Annotated in this window: 15 protein-coding genes; 14 read left to right on the top strand and 1 reads right to left on the bottom strand. The window is 38.1% G+C overall.

Annotation, left to right across the window (positions count from 1 at the left end; genetic code table 11):
* Nucleotides 1–282 precede the first annotated feature (282 nt).
* Complete coding sequence (locus C1A05_RS13015; protein WP_102028668.1) at nt 283–1,494, top strand: PDZ domain-containing protein; 1,212 nt, start codon at nt 283–285, stop codon at nt 1,492–1,494.
* A gap of 172 nt (nt 1,495–1,666) precedes the next feature.
* Here C1A05_RS13015 and C1A05_RS13010 read toward each other — a convergent pair whose 3' ends face one another.
* Nucleotides 1,667–1,909, bottom strand: a complete 243-nt coding sequence (locus tag C1A05_RS13010; RefSeq protein WP_102028667.1) for a hypothetical protein — start codon at nt 1,907–1,909, stop codon at nt 1,667–1,669.
* Between the two features lie 60 nt (nt 1,910–1,969).
* Here C1A05_RS13010 and C1A05_RS13005 point away from each other — a divergent pair, with 60 nt between their 5' ends.
* The 13 genes from C1A05_RS13005 to dhaK all read left to right on the top strand — a co-directional run bounded on the left by C1A05_RS13005 (nt 1,970) and on the right by dhaK (nt 16,116).
* Nucleotides 1,970–2,626, top strand: coding sequence for an SGNH/GDSL hydrolase family protein (locus C1A05_RS13005; RefSeq protein WP_102028666.1), 657 nt, complete (start codon nt 1,970–1,972; stop codon nt 2,624–2,626).
* Nucleotides 2,627–2,769: 143 nt separating this feature from the next.
* Nucleotides 2,770–4,749: an excinuclease ABC subunit UvrB gene (uvrB, locus tag C1A05_RS13000; RefSeq protein WP_102028665.1), complete on the top strand. Its 1,980-nt coding sequence runs from the start codon at nt 2,770–2,772 to the stop codon at nt 4,747–4,749.
* Between the two features lie 7 nt (nt 4,750–4,756).
* Nucleotides 4,757–7,627, top strand: coding sequence for an excinuclease ABC subunit UvrA (uvrA, locus tag C1A05_RS12995; RefSeq protein WP_102028664.1), 2,871 nt, complete (start codon nt 4,757–4,759; stop codon nt 7,625–7,627).
* Between the two features lie 67 nt (nt 7,628–7,694).
* Entirely contained in the window at nt 7,695–8,048 is a 354-nt protein-coding gene (locus C1A05_RS12990; RefSeq protein WP_102028663.1) for a YojF family protein, read from the top strand.
* Nucleotides 8,049–8,068: 20 nt separating this feature from the next.
* The gene (gene bshB2, locus C1A05_RS12985) at nt 8,069–8,728 is read left to right on the top strand and encodes a bacillithiol biosynthesis deacetylase BshB2 (protein WP_102028662.1); all 660 of its coding nucleotides are present in this window, start codon (nt 8,069–8,071) and stop codon (nt 8,726–8,728) included.
* Nucleotides 8,729–8,914: 186 nt separating this feature from the next.
* Nucleotides 8,915–10,012, top strand: coding sequence for a DUF4097 family beta strand repeat-containing protein (locus tag C1A05_RS12980; protein ID WP_102028661.1), 1,098 nt, complete (start codon nt 8,915–8,917; stop codon nt 10,010–10,012).
* A gap of 13 nt (nt 10,013–10,025) precedes the next feature.
* A complete protein-coding gene (locus C1A05_RS12975) occupies nt 10,026–10,385 on the top strand; it encodes a phage holin family protein (protein WP_102028660.1) in 360 nt (119 codons plus the stop codon).
* A 230-nt stretch (nt 10,386–10,615) separates the two neighbouring features.
* Nucleotides 10,616–11,551 carry an HPr(Ser) kinase/phosphatase gene (hprK, locus tag C1A05_RS12970; protein WP_102028659.1) on the top strand — a complete coding sequence of 312 codons (936 nt, stop codon included), beginning with the start codon at nt 10,616–10,618 and terminating at the stop codon, nt 11,549–11,551.
* Nucleotides 11,552–11,651: 100 nt separating this feature from the next.
* On the top strand, nt 11,652–12,494 hold the full coding sequence (lgt, locus tag C1A05_RS12965; RefSeq protein WP_102028658.1) for a prolipoprotein diacylglyceryl transferase: 843 nt from the start codon (nt 11,652–11,654) through the stop codon (nt 12,492–12,494).
* A gap of 11 nt (nt 12,495–12,505) precedes the next feature.
* Complete coding sequence (locus tag C1A05_RS12960; protein WP_102028657.1) at nt 12,506–13,465, top strand: nucleoside recognition domain-containing protein; 960 nt, start codon at nt 12,506–12,508, stop codon at nt 13,463–13,465.
* Entirely contained in the window at nt 13,440–14,078 is a 639-nt protein-coding gene (gene ppaX, locus C1A05_RS12955) for a pyrophosphatase PpaX (RefSeq protein WP_102028656.1), read from the top strand. The genes C1A05_RS12960 and ppaX overlap by 26 nt, the downstream gene beginning before the upstream one ends.
* A 4-nt stretch (nt 14,079–14,082) precedes the next feature.
* A complete protein-coding gene (locus tag C1A05_RS12950) occupies nt 14,083–14,607 on the top strand; it encodes an acyltransferase (protein ID WP_102028655.1) in 525 nt (174 codons plus the stop codon).
* A 513-nt stretch (nt 14,608–15,120) separates the two neighbouring features.
* Nucleotides 15,121–16,116: a dihydroxyacetone kinase subunit DhaK gene (gene dhaK, locus C1A05_RS12945; protein WP_102028654.1), complete on the top strand. Its 996-nt coding sequence runs from the start codon at nt 15,121–15,123 to the stop codon at nt 16,114–16,116.
* The last annotated feature ends 15 nt before the right edge of the window (nt 16,117–16,131 follow it).

Below are 16,131 nucleotides of genomic sequence, written 5' to 3'. Positions count from 1 at the left end.
AAAATATTTTTCAAAAATTACAATTATTTACAAAAATGAATAGTAATTCCTATGTAGTGAAGGAGGAGGGTGAGAATTTAGTACTTTCGGCTTGATTAAAAATTCTTATAATTTGATACTTTAATGCCTTAGTAATTATCCTGAAGGCTATCGAGTTTTCGACGCTTTTTTACATTATGATGAAACAGGACATCTTGCACTTGCAGGAATTTGTATCATAATGGAGAATAGAAGTATTAGGGACTTTATAAAAGTAAAGTGGAAATGAGCGGGGGATGCAACATGATGGAAGCGTGGCTTATTGAAATTGGAAATGCATTTTTATGGTTATTCGGACAACCATTATTTTATTGGGTATTTCTTTTAACCTTTTTAACATCCTATTTTCGGAGGAAAAGGGAACGGAAAAGCTTTGGTACAGCACTATATCCTATTGGTTCGGAGTGGAAGAAAACAGTTTTGGTAAGTATCGTTAGCAGTTTGGTTCTATCTATTCTTCTCATCGTTTTAGGCGGAGTTATACCTTATTCTGTACTGCTTACGATTTCGATTGCATCCATAATCCTATCGATTACTGGGGCTTTAACGTTATTATCACCAGCATATACATTTGGTTTAACGATTCTTGTTATATGGGGTGTAAATCAATTTAATGTAAGCTTTATTCCATCTAATTGGGCATCAGATTTTGAACATACGAATCTCACATTATTACTAGGTCTATGTACATTGCTACTTGTATTGGAAACGATTCTTTTCTTTACCACGAAGAAAGAATACGGCTTTGCAAGATTATTAAAAGGGAAGCGTGGAAAATATGTTGGTCGGCATGCGCTGAGAAGATTAGCGGTTGTGCCATTAGTGATTCCAGTACCTAGTGGCATGATCGAGTCCTTTGCCCCATGGTGGCCGCTATTCCCAATTGGAAATGATGGGTATAGCTTAATGATTTTGCCCTTCCTAATTGGAATTCAACAGGTATTCCAAGGGATGTATGTCGATCAAGGAGGAAAACTTCTTGGGAAATGGAACATTGGATTCATCGTCATTATTGGTATGTTAACTGCTGGAAGCTACTTTTATCCAATATTAGCTGTAGTTGGTGCGGCAGTAGCCATATTTGGAAGACTAATAATTACGTTATGGGTTCAATTTTCCGATCAAGAAAAGCAGGGAATTTACACGCCTCAACCGGATAGTTTATTCATTTTATCGGTTATTCCAAATACACCAGCTGATAAAATGGGACTTAAAGTCGGGGAGAAAATTGAAAAGGTTCATCAAATTCCTGTTTCAAATGAGCAAGAATTTTATGATGCACTCCAAGAGAATCGTGCCTTTTGTAAATTAGAGGTTCGAACAATTGAAGGAGAGCTTCGGTTCGTGCAAGGACCGATGTATGAAGGTGAACATTACGAGCTTGGATTAGTTTTTATTAAAGAGAAGCCTAGGTTTCGTTTATATCCACAAGACATACCTAGTAGTTTAGATTAATTGGAAACGACATGCCAATAGGGGCATGTCGTTTTGGATTTTTTGGGGGATTGTTGCGTTGAGTGCGCAATACAGCAAAATGAGTTGGTAATTCTACAATAACGCTGTGGAATTCAATAGAAGCTGGTGATAATTCAACGGTGAGCGAGGATAATTCGTCAATATGAAGGATTTATTCAACAACATCAGTTTGGAATTGAGCAATATAAAATTCCATGAAAAGTGAGAGCAAAGCCCCAATATGAAGCTGAAATCCCTCATCAACAGCACGGGATTCAACAGTAATAATGTTAAATTCATCAATAAGTGTAAACAATTCACCAACAAGAATGGGTAATTCCCCAAAACCAGCACACAATTCATCAATATCACTTAATAATTCACCAATTAACTCACTCCAAATAAAATTCCCCAACCAAAAATGATGATGAACACCTAAACAACAAATGGCATATTCTATTCTGAGGTGACGCTTATGAGTAGAATGCCCTTATTGTATGTAGCGCTTGGTGACTCATTAACAGTGGGAACTGGCTCCTTATTTGCTCCAGGATTTGTAGAAATCTATAAAAATAGAATGGAACAAGTTTTCAATTATCCTATCCAACTTGAGAAGTTTGCTGAAAATGGATTGCGTATTCCAGAGTTAAAAAGCATGGTAGAATCCCCGATGGTGCTAGATGCTATTACCCAAGCAGACATTATTACGATAACAATTGGTGGAAATGACTTGAGAACGGTTTGGAAAAATTTTGAACGAAATCCTAGTCCTCATGTATTGGGGGATTCATTAGAGGGAATCCTTCAAGATATATGGGAGATTGTGGACAGAGTGGATCAACGGAAGGTAGATTCTCATAAGCCCTATGCGATTCGGCTTATGACATTATATAATCCATATCCAAATCCAATTGCAGCAAGAGCACTAGAATATTTTAATCATCAATTATTATCTTTCACTTCATCAACGATTAAAGTGGCTGATGTTTATACATTATTTTTAGGTAGAGAGCAGGATTTACTTTTTCTAGATGGTTTTCATCCAAATAAACATGGATATCGTATCATTGCTGAAGCTTTTCATAATACTGGTTATGATGAATTCGAACCTCTGGTTAAATCGCATATTTAGTCAGAGTTTTTTTATTTCCCATTGAAAAAGTATAAAATGGTAATTAGGAAAAAATTCGGTTATATTGATAAAAATAGAATGTCTGTTCTATTATATGGTATAATGTTAGAAACAATAGGTACGTGTGAAATGGAGGGTTTGGTTTGGAAAATCAATTTGAACTAGTGTCGCAATACGAGCCTCAAGGAGATCAACCGAAAGCAATCGCGGAACTAGTAGATGGCATTCATAAAGGTAAGAAACATCAAACACTACTTGGGGCTACTGGGACAGGGAAAACATTTACGATTTCCAATGTAATAAAAGAAGTGAACAAGCCAACATTAGTAATTGCACATAATAAAACCCTTGCAGGACAATTGTATAGTGAATTTAAAGAATTTTTCCCGAATAATCGGGTGGAATATTTCGTGAGTTATTATGACTATTATCAACCAGAAGCGTATGTACCATCGACAGATACATATATTGAAAAAGATGCAAGCATTAATGATGAAATTGATAAGCTTCGTCACTCGGCTACATCTGCTTTGTTTGAACGGAATGATGTTATTATTGTTGCCAGTGTTTCTTGTATTTATGGTTTAGGTAATCCGGAAGAATATCGTGAATTAGTGGTTTCGTTACGTGTAGGAATGGAAAAGGATCGGGATGAGCTACTCCGTAATTTAGTAGACATTCAATATAGTAGAAATGATATTGACTTCCAGCGTGGTACCTTCCGTGTCCGTGGAGATTCAGTCGAAATTATTCCTGCATCTAAGGAAGAGCATTGCTTACGTGTAGAATTTTTTGGAGATGAAATAGACCGGATTCGAGAAGTGGATGCATTAACTGGTGAAATTATAGGAGACCGAGAGCATGTGGCAATTTTTCCGGCCTCCCACTTCGTAACCCGTGAAGAGAAAATGAAAGTTGCAATCGAAAATATAGAAAAGGAATTAAAGGAAACGTTAGAGCAGTTCCGTGCAGATAATAAATTGTTAGAGGCGCAACGTTTGGAACAACGAACGAATTATGATTTGGAAATGATGCGAGAAATGGGCTTTTGTTCTGGAATAGAGAATTACTCTAGACATTTAACCCTACGTGAAGCGGGAGCAACACCATATACTTTACTTGATTATTTTCCAGAAGACTTTCTATTAGTAGTCGATGAATCCCACGTTACATTGCCACAGGTAAGAGGAATGTACAACGGGGATCGTGCGCGGAAGATGACACTTGTGGACCATGGCTTCCGTTTACCATCTGCTCTAGATAACCGGCCTTTAAAATTTGAGGAATTCGAAAAGCATGTCAATCAAGCAATATTTGTTTCTGCTACACCTGGTCCATATGAGCTAGAGCATACACCGAAAATGACAGAGCAAATTATTCGCCCTACAGGATTGTTAGATCCAAAAATTGATGTTCGTCCTATTGAAGGGCAAATTGATAATTTAATAGGAGAAGTGAAGAAGCGCACAGAGCGTAATGAACGTGTATTGGTGACAACATTGACGATCAAAATGGCAGAAGACTTATCGGATTATTTGAAGGATGTCGGTTTCAAAGTCGCTTATTTACATTCGGAAATCAAAACACTGGAACGAATTGAAATTATTCGAGATTTGCGTGTTGGAAAATATGACGTAATTGTTGGGATTAACTTATTAAGAGAAGGTCTAGATATACCAGAGGTTTCCTTAGTGGCGATTTTAGATGCGGATAAGGAAGGATTTTTACGTTCTCATCGTTCGCTTATTCAGACAATTGGTCGTGCTGCTCGTAACGCGAATGGTCAAGTTATTATGTATGCAGATAAAATGACCGACTCGATGCAGATTGCTATTGAAGAAACATACCGTCGGCGGGAAAAGCAAATTGCCTATAACGAAGAGCATGGCATTACGCCACAGACCATTAAGAAGAAAGTTCGTGATGTGATTCGAGCGACAGTGGCAGCAGAAGATGATGAGAAATACGGAGAAACGGCAACATTAGCAAACTTATCTAAAGAAGAGAAGGCGGAGAGAATCAAAGACTTAGAAGCAGAAATGAAGCAAGCAGCAAGAGACTTAAACTTCGAGAGAGCGGCAGAACTGCGGGATATTATTTTGGAACTAAAGGCGGAAGGATGACAAGAACATGGCAATGAAGTCAATTAAAGTGCGAGGTGCACGAGCAAACAACTTAAAAAATGTTGATGTAGATATCCCAAAAAATAAATTAGTTGTGTTAACAGGACTTTCAGGTTCTGGGAAATCTTCGTTAGCTTTCGACACTATTTATGCAGAAGGTCAAAGAAGATATGTAGAGTCCTTGTCTGCCTATGCACGACAATTTCTAGGACAAATGGATAAGCCGGATGTGGATCTAATTGAGGGGCTATCTCCGGCAATTTCGATTGATCAAAAAACAACTAGTCGAAATCCCCGATCCACTGTTGGTACTGTAACGGAAATCTATGATTATTTACGGTTGCTTTATGCTCGTGTAGGGAAAGCTTTTTGTCCGATACATGGCACGGAAATTTCATCTCAAACGATTGAACAAATGGTCGATCGAATTTTAGAATACCCAGAACGAACCAAGCTGCAAATCTTAGCACCTGTTGTATCTGGACGTAAGGGTGAACATGTTAAGGTTTTAGAGGACTTAAAAAAGCAAGGCTACGTGCGTCTACGTGTTGATGGGGAAATGCGAGAAGTGACCGATGACATTCAGCTTGAGAAAACGAAAAAACATACAATAGAGGTTGTTATCGACCGTATTGTCGTAAAAGAAGGAGTTGCCGGTCGATTAAGTGACTCTTTGGAAACGGCTTTAAAATTAGGGGATGGTAAAGTTACCATCGATGTTATGGGACAAGAGGAGCTGTTATTTAGTGAAAAGCATGCTTGTCCAATTTGTGGTTTCTCGATTGACGAATTAGAGCCTAGAATGTTCTCCTTTAACACCCCATACGGTGCTTGTAGCAGCTGCGATGGTTTAGGCTTTAAATTAAAAGTAGATATTGATTTAGTAATCCCAGACTGGAATTTAACGTTAAATGAAGGAGCAATCTTACCTTGGCAGCCCATTAGCTCTCAGTATTATCCTCAGCTATTGAAGAGTGTGTGCAAGCACTACGATATTTCGATGGATGTTCCAGTGAAGGATATTCCGAAAGCAAAAATGGATAAAATTCTTTATGGAAGTAATAAAGAAAAAATTCATTTTCATTATGAGAATGATCGGGGCATCACTCGTTCCAATGAAATTTATTTTGAAGGGGTTGCTCATAATATTGAACGACGTTATCGTGAAAGTACCTCTGATTTTATTCGTGAGCAAATGGAAAAGTACATGACCGATAAACCTTGTCAAGCGTGTGATGGCTACCGTTTACGGGAAGAAACATTAGCAGTGAAGGTGAATGGAAAACATATTGGGCAGGTTACCGATTTTTCTGTTAAAGAGGCTAAAGTATTTTTTGAAAGCTTACCATTGTCGGAAAAAGATCAACAAATTGCAACGATGATTTTAAAAGAAATCTCCGATCGCCTTTCCTTTTTAACGAATGTTGGGCTCGATTATTTAACATTATCTAGAACGGCAGGAACATTGTCAGGTGGGGAAGCTCAGCGTATTCGTCTTGCTACCCAAATTGGCTCGGCGTTAACAGGGGTTCTCTATGTTCTGGATGAGCCGTCGATTGGGTTACATCAGCGAGACAATGATAAATTAATTGCTACACTCCAGCAAATGCGTGATTTAGATAACACATTAGTAGTGGTGGAGCATGATGAAGATACGATGTTAGCTGCAGATTACTTAGTGGATATTGGACCTGGTGCAGGTGCCCACGGAGGGGAAGTAGTCGCGAGTGGAACACCGAAGCAAGTAATGAAAATGAAAAAATCATTAACAGGTCAATACTTATCTGGAAAAAAATTTATTCCACTTCCGAAAGAACGTCGCGAGAGTGATGGCCGATTCCTTGAAATTATTGGAGCGGAAGAGAACAATTTAAAAGGTGTAGATGTTAAAGTTCCATTGGGAATGATGACTGTTGTAACAGGTGTTTCAGGCTCTGGTAAAAGCTCTCTTGTAAATGAAGTTATTTTTAAAACGTTAGCTCAAAAACTAAATCGTAGAAGAGTAAAGCCTGGAAAAGTAGAGGAAATAAAAGGGATTGAGCATTTGGAGAAGGTAATCGATATTGACCAATCTCCAATTGGCCGTTCCCCAAGATCCAATCCGGCAACCTACACAGGTGTTTTTGATGATGTTCGAGATGTGTTTGCCGCAACCAATGAATCCAAGGTTCGTGGATATAAAAAAGGACGGTTTAGCTTTAACGTAAAAGGTGGGCGCTGTGAAGCATGTCGTGGGGATGGAATTATTAAAATTGAAATGCACTTTTTACCGGATGTATACGTACCATGTGAAGTTTGTCATGGAAAGCGATATAATAGAGAAACCTTAGAAGTGAAATATAAAGGAAAAAGCATTGCGGACGTATTAGATATGACGGTAGAGGAAGCACTAGACTTCTTTGAAAACATTCCAAAAATACAACGAAAAATCCAAACGATTTATGATGTTGGTCTTGGATATGTTAAACTTGGTCAGCCAGCTACCACTTTATCAGGTGGAGAAGCACAGCGTGTGAAGCTTGCTAGTGAGCTTCATCGTCGTTCAAATGGCAAATCAGTTTATATTTTAGATGAACCAACTACAGGTTTACATGTAGATGATATTTCCCGTTTATTAGTCGTTTTACAACGATTAGTAGAAAATGGCGATTCTGTTTTGATCATTGAGCATAACTTGGATGTTATTAAGACAGCCGATTATTTAATTGATCTAGGTCCTGAAGGTGGAGATGGTGGAGGCACCATTATTGCGACAGGAACACCGGAAGAAGTTGCAGAAGTTGCGGAGTCTTATACCGGACAGTATTTGAAACCTATACTTAAGCGAGATTCAGAGCGGATGGAAGAGCATATTCAAGAACGAGTGAGCTCTCGGTAAGGGGAGGAGGGATATTCTTGCTCCCCTAACTACATATTACTTTCTGAATAGAGAGGAGAGAAAAAACATGGAAGTTATTGCAAAGGAAGCTGTTCAACAAGCACTGGATCAATATGTAAATAAAGATGTGTATGTGCACTTAGAAACAACTAATGGAGCATATGCGAAGCATTTCGATAGCAATGCCTACAATGTTGGAGCTTTTATTCGTAATGCAAAAGTATCTTATCAAAGAGCAAAGATTGTGGGAGACAATGGCTCTTTTCGTGTTGGTCTAAAGATGGATATTGGCTGGATATATGCAGAAGGAGTATCCGATTGGGAACAAAACGAAAAAGGAGAACTTCTACTAGCAGGACATGATCGAGACGGTAGACTAATGGTAGCTCTTCAAATAAGTGAAAGACCGTTTAACTATTAAGCAAAGAGAGGAGAGATCAAATGCATAAGCATGTCGTTGTTATTTTGCCACACCCAGATGATGAGTCCTTTGGATGTGCTGGTACTGTAGCAAAATTTCGTAAAGAAGGAGTCCCAGTAACGTATTTATGTGGAACGTTAGGTGAAATGGGACGTAATATGGGAAGTCCTTTTTTTGCAAATCGTGAAACATTACCAGAAATACGCAAGCAAGAATTAATCAATGCTTGTAACGTATTGGACATGGAATTAGTGATGCTTGGTCTTCGAGATAAAACGATTGAATTTGAATCAAGAGATGAGATTGCAGAACAAATAAAACAATATCTCGATAAGATTGAACCTACTTTAGTAATTACGCATTATCCAGAGTATGCGGTTCATCCAGATCATGATGCAATGGGTGCAGCTGCTATCGAGGCGGTAAAACGAATCAATCCAGAGAAACGACCAGAGGTTTGGGCCCAAGCCATTACCAATGATCGCTATGATGTATTAGGAGTACCTGACGTATTACAAGATGTAAAAGATGTATTTGATATTAAGTTAAAAGCTATTGAGTGTCATGCTTCGCAATTTGGTGGCATGTTGAAGAAATTTAAAGAAAATGCGGCAACAACGAATGATGAAGAAATTTATGAGCGTTTCTATCGAGAAGAATTTTATCGTTGGAAATTTTAATGAAAGGTCAGCGTGGATACGCTGATTTTTTATTTTATTTAAAAGGAAGGATTTTCTCCTTTGTTGTAAGAAAGGTAAAGGTACTAGACTTGTGGATTCGTGAATACATGATAATCTTTTTTATTGGAACTCATGAACGTATTAATTCGTAATATAATTAGAGTAGTGTAAGGAAAGGGGATTGGAATGAGCGAAGAACGGAGAAGAATTTTAAAGTTAATAGAGGAAGGCATGATAACTGCGGAAGAAGCGGACGAGCTACTAGATGCACTGGAAAATGCGGAAAAGGCTAAAAGTGCGCATGTTGATCAGTCTTTATCGGAACAAGTGCTTTGGGAAGATAGCTCACATGCATTCGATAATAACAAACAGAAAAAGAAATCAACGAAACATAAACTATTTGATTTTGTTGATAACACTCTTCATAAGATTAAAAATGTAGATTTAGATTTTAATTTTGGATCGTCCGTTTCCGTATCCCATATTTTTCAGTATCAAGACTTTGCATTTTCCAACCTCGATTTTGAAATCGAAAATGGAAGCCTAGATATTAATGTTTGGGATGAGCGGGAGGTACGAGTTGAGTGTAACGCGAAGGTATATAAGGTAGAGGATGAAGAAGCAGCGAAAAAACAATTTTTGGAGCAGCTTCAAGTAGATTTCCAGAATAGCACCTTCTTCATTAAATTAGAGACAAAGAAAATAAAAGTAGACTTCATCATTTATGTACCAAAACAAATCTATCAAAAAGCAGCATTTAAAACATTTAATGGACCTATTTTCTTGGATAGCATAGAATCAAAATATGTTAATGTAAAAACAACCAATGGAAAAATTTCTTTCCAAAAAGTTAAAGGGGAAGAATGGGAAGTAAAATCAGCAAATAGCTCCGTTAAATTGGAAAATTGTGTTTGTAGTGATTGTGATGTAGAGACGATTAACGGCTCTATTTATGTTGACGGAACTTTTGATAAAATAGATTCTCAGCTCGTAAATGGTTCCATTCATTGCTTCTGGCACGGAATGGCAGGTCATACTGGTTTCTTTAAAACGACAACCGGACCTGTTCATCTTTATGTCCCTGGAAATAAAAGGATAGATGGAGAGCTGAAAACGAGCGTCGGAAATGTACATTGCACATTACCAGATTATGAGACCGTTAAACATACAAGTGACTTTTTGAAAAAACAGCTTCACTTTCAAACGGAAGGCATCAATGAAAAGGCATTATATATTGAAGCAGAAACAAAAACAGGAAGTGTCAACGTACATCCATTACCATAAGGGAGGAAACAAAATGTTAAAAAATTGGGCACTATCATTAGTAGTAAATGCTGTTGCAATTCTAGCTGTCGGAGAATTGTTTGATAAAGTTGAAATTGATGGTTTTGTTACAGCATTATTAGCAAGTCTGATCTTATCTATTTTAAATGTTATTGTGAAGCCATTATTAATCTTATTTACATTACCAGTAACAGTTTTAACCCTAGGACTCTTTTTGTTTGTCATCAATGCGGTGACATTATGGTTAACTTCATCCATAATAGGGGATGCCTTTATCATTGAAGATTTTGTAACAGCTATTTTAGCAGCAATAGTATTATCTGTATTAAACCTACTACTTCAAAAGCTGGTAGTCGATACGATAAAACGGTAAAAAACAGGGGAAACCCTGTTTTTTGCATTTGATACTAGATTTAAAGGCAATTATAGGCTACCTTTTTTACTTCATTAGATTTTGATTCCCTCCTTATCTTATGGCTTAAAAAGTTCATTTCGAAATCGAAAAAACCTTCATTTCCCTAAACTTGTTAAAAAGTGTTAAAGTTCATCGAAAAATGCTAAAATAGGGACAGTATTTGCTTAACTAGGGAGGCATACATACGAATGGCAAAAGTTAGAACAAAAGATTTGGTCGAGCGATTTGATTTGGAGATTGTTGCAGGACACGATGGAATTCACCGAGAAATAGTAAAAAGTGATATCTCTCGTCCGGGGATGGAGATGGCTGGTTATTTTAAGCACTATCCAGCTGATCGTTTACAAGTGCTAGGTAAAACAGAATTATCATACTTTCATGACTTACCGAATGAGGTAAAAAGAGAACGAATGAGCAAAATTTGTTCTGAAGTAACACCTGGTATTATTGTTACTCGTGGCTTAGAGGTTCCAAGCGAATTAGTCGATGCTGGAAATGATGCAGGAGTGCCAGTAATTCGATCACCACGCAAAACAACAAGTGTTGTAAGCAGAATTACAAACTATTTGGAATCAAAATTCGCTCCATTTACAGCGATTCATGGTGTATTAGTAGATATCTATGGCGTTGGTGTACTAATTACAGGACATAGTGGAGTTGGTAAAAGTGAGACAGCCTTGGAGCTTGTTAAGCGCGGCCATCGTTTAGTTGCCGATGATAGTGTGGAAATTCGACAAGAAGACTTTGATACCTTGATTGGGAATTCTCCTCCTCTAATTGAGCATTTGTTGGAGATTCGAGGACTTGGGATTATCGATGTCATGACTTTGTTCGGAGCTGGAGCTGTTCGAAACCATAAACGTATTTCACTCGTAATTAACTTAGAAATTTGGGATCAACATAAACAGTATGATCGACTCGGGTTAGATGAAGAAAAAATGAAGATTATGGATGTTGAGCTTCCAAAAGCAACAATTCCTGTACGTCCTGGTAGAAACTTAGCAGTTATTATTGAAGTAGCAGCAATGAACTTTCGATTAAAGCGAATGGGAATCAATACAGCACAAGAGTTTTCGAAACGGTTAACACAAGCGATTGAAACAGATCCACAAGAGGACTTGTAATAGTTAAGAACGCATAAGATTTAATGGAATCAAGTCAAATGAAAAGGACGACTTTCCTTATCAATTGGGTAGAGTTCGTGTTTATAGGGGGAAATAAAATATGATGTGTACGTATGAACCGTATGATCGTGTCTTTTTGGATATCGGTCCTTTGACAATCTACTGGTATGGTTTAATCATTGCAACAGGTGCATTTTTAGCCTTGTTGATGGCGATGCGAGAAGCAGATCGTCTTGGGCTGAATAAAGATTTGTTCGTTGATTTACTTGTATTTGCAATTCCAGCTGCGATTATCTTCGCAAGATTTTATTATGTCATCTTTGAATGGGATCGTTATGCAGATGGTCCGTGGTGGAAGGTATTTGCAATTTGGGAAGGCGGAATAGCCATTCACGGGGCCTTAATTGGTGCTGTGTTAACAGCGGTACTATTCGCAAAAGCCAAAGGAGTTTCCTTCTGGCAAATCGCAGACATAGCAGCTCCAAGCTTATTGCTAGGTCAAGCAATTGGTCGTTGGGGAAACTTTATGAATCAAGAAGCTTATGGTGGCCCGATTTCAGCGGAAGCTTGGGATAATGGATTAAAGTTTATTCCAGACTTCATTATGAATCAAATGTGTGTTAATGGTGTTTACCATCATCCGACCTTTCTATATGAATCGGTATGGAACTTCCTTGGCATCATTTTAATATTAGTTATAAGAAGAAAGTTCAATCCACGTCGTGGGGAAATTTTCTTTACGTACTTAATTTGGTATTCTGTTGGTCGTTACTTTGTAGAAGGCATGCGCACAGATAGTCTTTATGTATGGAACACGAATATACGTATGGCACAGCTTATCTCTGTTCTTATCATTATTGGATGTATCATATTCATTATATATCGAAGAAAAAAAGGATTAGCAGATAAGCATTACAATGGTAAAAAAGTAACGAAGCGCTAGGGGGAAGGTAAGTGCAAGGTATATTACATCGTGGAATAAAGAGTGGTCTATCCCTTACGTGGACATTAGGAAAAATCATTTTTCCCATCACGTTAATGATTACAATTTTAAGTCATACGTCGGTTTTTCCAATCATTATTGATTGGATTGAACCTTTTATGAATTTAATTGGACTGCCAGGAGAAGCGGCAGTCCCCCTTGTACTAGGTAATTTTTCAAACTTGTATGCAGGTATTGCAGCCATTATTAGCTTCGACTTTACGGTGAAAGAGGTATTCATTTTAGCAATAATGCTTTCTTTCTCGCACAATTTATTAATTGAATCCTCTGTCGCGTCAAAGGTTGGGGTAAACTGGTGGCTAATTACTGGAATTCGTGTAGGATTAGCACTAATTGCTGCAGTCGCTGTGAACTTGTTTTGGAATGGCGGAGGTGAACTTGCTCAATATGGGTTGATACCTGCGACAGAAGCACCTGAAACTTGGTGGCAAATTACCTATTTAGGGCTTGAAACGGCACTCCTTGCTATTCTCCAATTAGCATTGATTGTCATTCCGTTAATGATTATTATGCAGTGGCTAAGGGAAAAGGGCCATTTCCAAGTAATGTCCAAAAAATTAGCACCAATGACGAAAATACTTGGCGTTGAGAAAAATGCATCCATGCCACTTGTAACTGGGTTAACAATCGGTCTTGCATATGGTGCAGGTGTGTTAATTCAGTCGGCGAAGGAGGATAATATTTCTCGGAAGGATATGTGCTTGGTGCTTATTTTTCTCGTTTCCTGCCACGCTGTAGTTGAGGACACATTAGTATTTGCGCCGCTCGGTATTCCGTTGTGGCCACTATTAGTAATTCGATTGCTTACAGCGCTCGTATTAACGGCAACGATTGGATACATTTGGAACAAAGTAGATCATGCAAAAAGAAAGGAAGCAGCACAACATGAGCATTCGTACCGTACTTTTTGATTTAGATGGAACATTAATCGATACAAATGAATTAATTATTCAATCCATGCTTCATACGCTAGAGAAATACGCACCAAATCAATATAATCGTGAAAATGTATTAGATTTTATTGGGCCACCTTTAGATGAAAGCTTTAAATGGGTGGAGCCAACGAAGGTAGAAGAAATGATCGAGGTGTATCGTGAACATAACTTATACCATCACGACAGCTTTGTGAAACCCTTTGATGGTGTAATTGAAACAATTAAAGCATTAAAAGAGCGCGGTATAAAGCTAGGTATCGTAACAACGAAAATTGGCGATACCGCTTTACGGGGCTTAAAAGTAACGCAGCTCGATCGCTATTTTGATGTCATTATTGGATATGATGATGTGGAGCATGCAAAGCCACATCCTGAGCCAGTGCTAAAAGGCATGGAGGCGCTTCAGGCTAAAGCTAGTGAAACGCTAATGGTTGGCGATAATTATCATGATATTTTAGCTGGTCAAAATGCAGGGGTAAAGTCAGCAGGAGTCGCTTGGTCTCTAAAAGGGCGAGAAGCATTACAGAAGCATAACCCTGATTATATGCTAGAAACAATGGGAGACTTGTTAGATATAGTAGGGAAGTGATGCAATGAGACGTACAAAGCGATACCCAGTTGAAGGAGCCAATTCATTATGGCACGTGTATAAAACAGTCCCGTTCCTTAAAGTTGTTAAAAACTTTGTCGTAATTCAACTCGGAAGATATACACCTTTTTTATCGATAAAAAACTGGATGTATCGAAAGCTGCTACGAATGAAAGTAGGGGAGCAAACCTCATTTGCCTTGATGGTGATGCTAGATGTCATGTTTCCAGAGAAAATTTCGGTAGGACGTAACACCGTAATTGGATACAATACGACCATTTTAGCCCATGAATATTTAATTAAGGAATATCGCCTTGGTGAAGTAAAAATTGGCGATGAGGTTATGATTGGCGCAAACTCCACAATTTTACCTGGAGTCGAAATTGGAAGCGGAGCAATTGTATCAGCAGGTACACTCGTTCATAAAGATGTACCTGCTGGCTCCTTTGTCGGTGGAAACCCAATGCGCATCATTTATACAAAAGAAGAGATGGATAAGCGTAAAGCGGAAGATGAGTTTTTTCAATAAGACTCATCTTTTTTTGTGCTGTGTTGGGGGTAATTTGGTGGGCGGAGTTGGAATCATCTAAGATAGTGGTTTAATTCAACAAGAAAATATGAGTATTATTCAAAATAGTGGATTAATTCAACAATATGACGCTGGAATTCATTAATAGAGTGAGATAATTCAATTGAGTGTGAGGATTATCCAGTGAAGTGAGGAGATTCAATAAGATAGCGCTAGAATCATTCCGTAAATGGAATGAATTCAATAAACAAACGTGTTAATTATTCAATATGTTAGATTAAATCAACAAAAGAGCATCTAAATTCAACAATTGCCTATTAAAATAGGTTCATTTAAGAAGACTTGAGCAACAAATCCATACCCATTTAAAACATTTATATAGATTGTTTCAAAAAGTTTGAATATTACGGTGGTACTAGCTTTCTTTTTGTAATAAAATAAGGGTAGCGGTAGGGTTATTTTTCCATAAATTCGGGTGATTTTGCGTGGGATCACTACAAGGAGAGGATTTTAATGAAAAAGATTATTAATGACCCTAATTTAGTAGTACAGGACATGTTGAAAGGATTAGTGGCGGCTTATCCGAATAGTGTACAACAGGTTCCGAATACTACTGTTATTGCACGGAAAGATGCGCCTGTTTCAGGTAAAGTAGGTTTAGTTAGTGGTGGAGGAAGTGGACATGAGCCTGCACATGCTGGTTATGTTGGTTACGGTATGTTAGATGCAGCAGTATGTGGAGAGGTGTTTACATCGCCTACACCTGACCAAGTATATGAAGCGATTAAAGCAGTAGATGGTGGAAATGGTGTATTTTTAGTTATTAAAAACTACACAGGTGACGTAATGAACTTTGAGATGGCTGCTGAAATGGCTCAAGCAGAAGGTATTGAAGTAGAGCAAGTAATCGTAAACGATGATGTTGCTGTAGAGGATAGCTCCTTTACTACAGGTCGTCGTGGTATTGCTGGTACTGTCTTTGTACATAAAATTGCAGGTGCAAAGGCACAGGCTGGTGGTTCCTTGCAGGAAGTGAAGGAAGTTGCAGAAAAGGTAGTGGCAAATGTTCGTTCAATGGGAATGGCATTAAGTCCATGTACGGTACCGGCAGCTGGTAAACCAAGTTTTATTTTGGAAGAGAACGAAATGGAAATTGGAATGGGCATCCACGGTGAACCAGGTACGGAAAGAAAAGCAATTCAAACTGCCGACGAAATTGCTGCGGAGTTAACTCAAAAGGTGTTAGACGATATGAAGTTAACTAGTGGCGATGAGGTTGCAGTTATGGTTAATGGCTTAGGTTCTACTCCGGAGATGGAGCTATATATTGTTAATGGTAAAGTTAATGAGCTATTAACGGAAAAAGGAATTCGTATTTACCAAACATTTGTTGGGGAATATATGACCTCCTTAGAAATGGCAGGCTGTTCGGTAACACTTCTAAAATTAGATGATGAATTAAAAGAATTATTAGATGCAGAATCAAAGGCTCCTGCATTTCGCAGCTAAGTGGATACAGAATAG

It is taken from the genome of Salirhabdus sp. Marseille-P4669, assembly GCF_900240405.1.
Lineage (GTDB): Bacteria > Bacillota > Bacilli > Bacillales > Alkalibacillaceae > OEQK01.
This window is presented reverse-complemented; position numbering and strand designations above follow the sequence as displayed.

What these genes read in the sequence shown, in the direction of transcription:
- lgt (WP_102028658.1), top strand. Translation starts at nt 11,652, where the DNA reads ATGATGTGTACGTATGAACCGTATGATCGTGTCTTTTTGGATATCGGT.
- C1A05_RS12990 (WP_102028663.1), top strand. Translation starts at nt 7,695, where the DNA reads ATGGAAGTTATTGCAAAGGAAGCTGTTCAACAAGCACTGGATCAATAT.
- C1A05_RS12980 (WP_102028661.1), top strand. Translation starts at nt 8,915, where the DNA reads ATGAGCGAAGAACGGAGAAGAATTTTAAAGTTAATAGAGGAAGGCATG.
- hprK (WP_102028659.1), top strand. Translation starts at nt 10,616, where the DNA reads ATGGCAAAAGTTAGAACAAAAGATTTGGTCGAGCGATTTGATTTGGAG.
- C1A05_RS12975 (WP_102028660.1), top strand. Translation starts at nt 10,026, where the DNA reads ATGTTAAAAAATTGGGCACTATCATTAGTAGTAAATGCTGTTGCAATT.
- uvrA (WP_102028664.1), top strand. Translation starts at nt 4,757, where the DNA reads ATGGCAATGAAGTCAATTAAAGTGCGAGGTGCACGAGCAAACAACTTA.
- bshB2 (WP_102028662.1), top strand. Translation starts at nt 8,069, where the DNA reads ATGCATAAGCATGTCGTTGTTATTTTGCCACACCCAGATGATGAGTCC.
- C1A05_RS13015 (WP_102028668.1), top strand. Translation starts at nt 283, where the DNA reads ATGATGGAAGCGTGGCTTATTGAAATTGGAAATGCATTTTTATGGTTA.
- C1A05_RS13005 (WP_102028666.1), top strand. Translation starts at nt 1,970, where the DNA reads ATGAGTAGAATGCCCTTATTGTATGTAGCGCTTGGTGACTCATTAACA.
- dhaK (WP_102028654.1), top strand. Translation starts at nt 15,121, where the DNA reads ATGAAAAAGATTATTAATGACCCTAATTTAGTAGTACAGGACATGTTG.
- ppaX (WP_102028656.1), top strand. Translation starts at nt 13,440, where the DNA reads ATGAGCATTCGTACCGTACTTTTTGATTTAGATGGAACATTAATCGAT.
- C1A05_RS12950 (WP_102028655.1), top strand. Translation starts at nt 14,083, where the DNA reads ATGAGACGTACAAAGCGATACCCAGTTGAAGGAGCCAATTCATTATGG.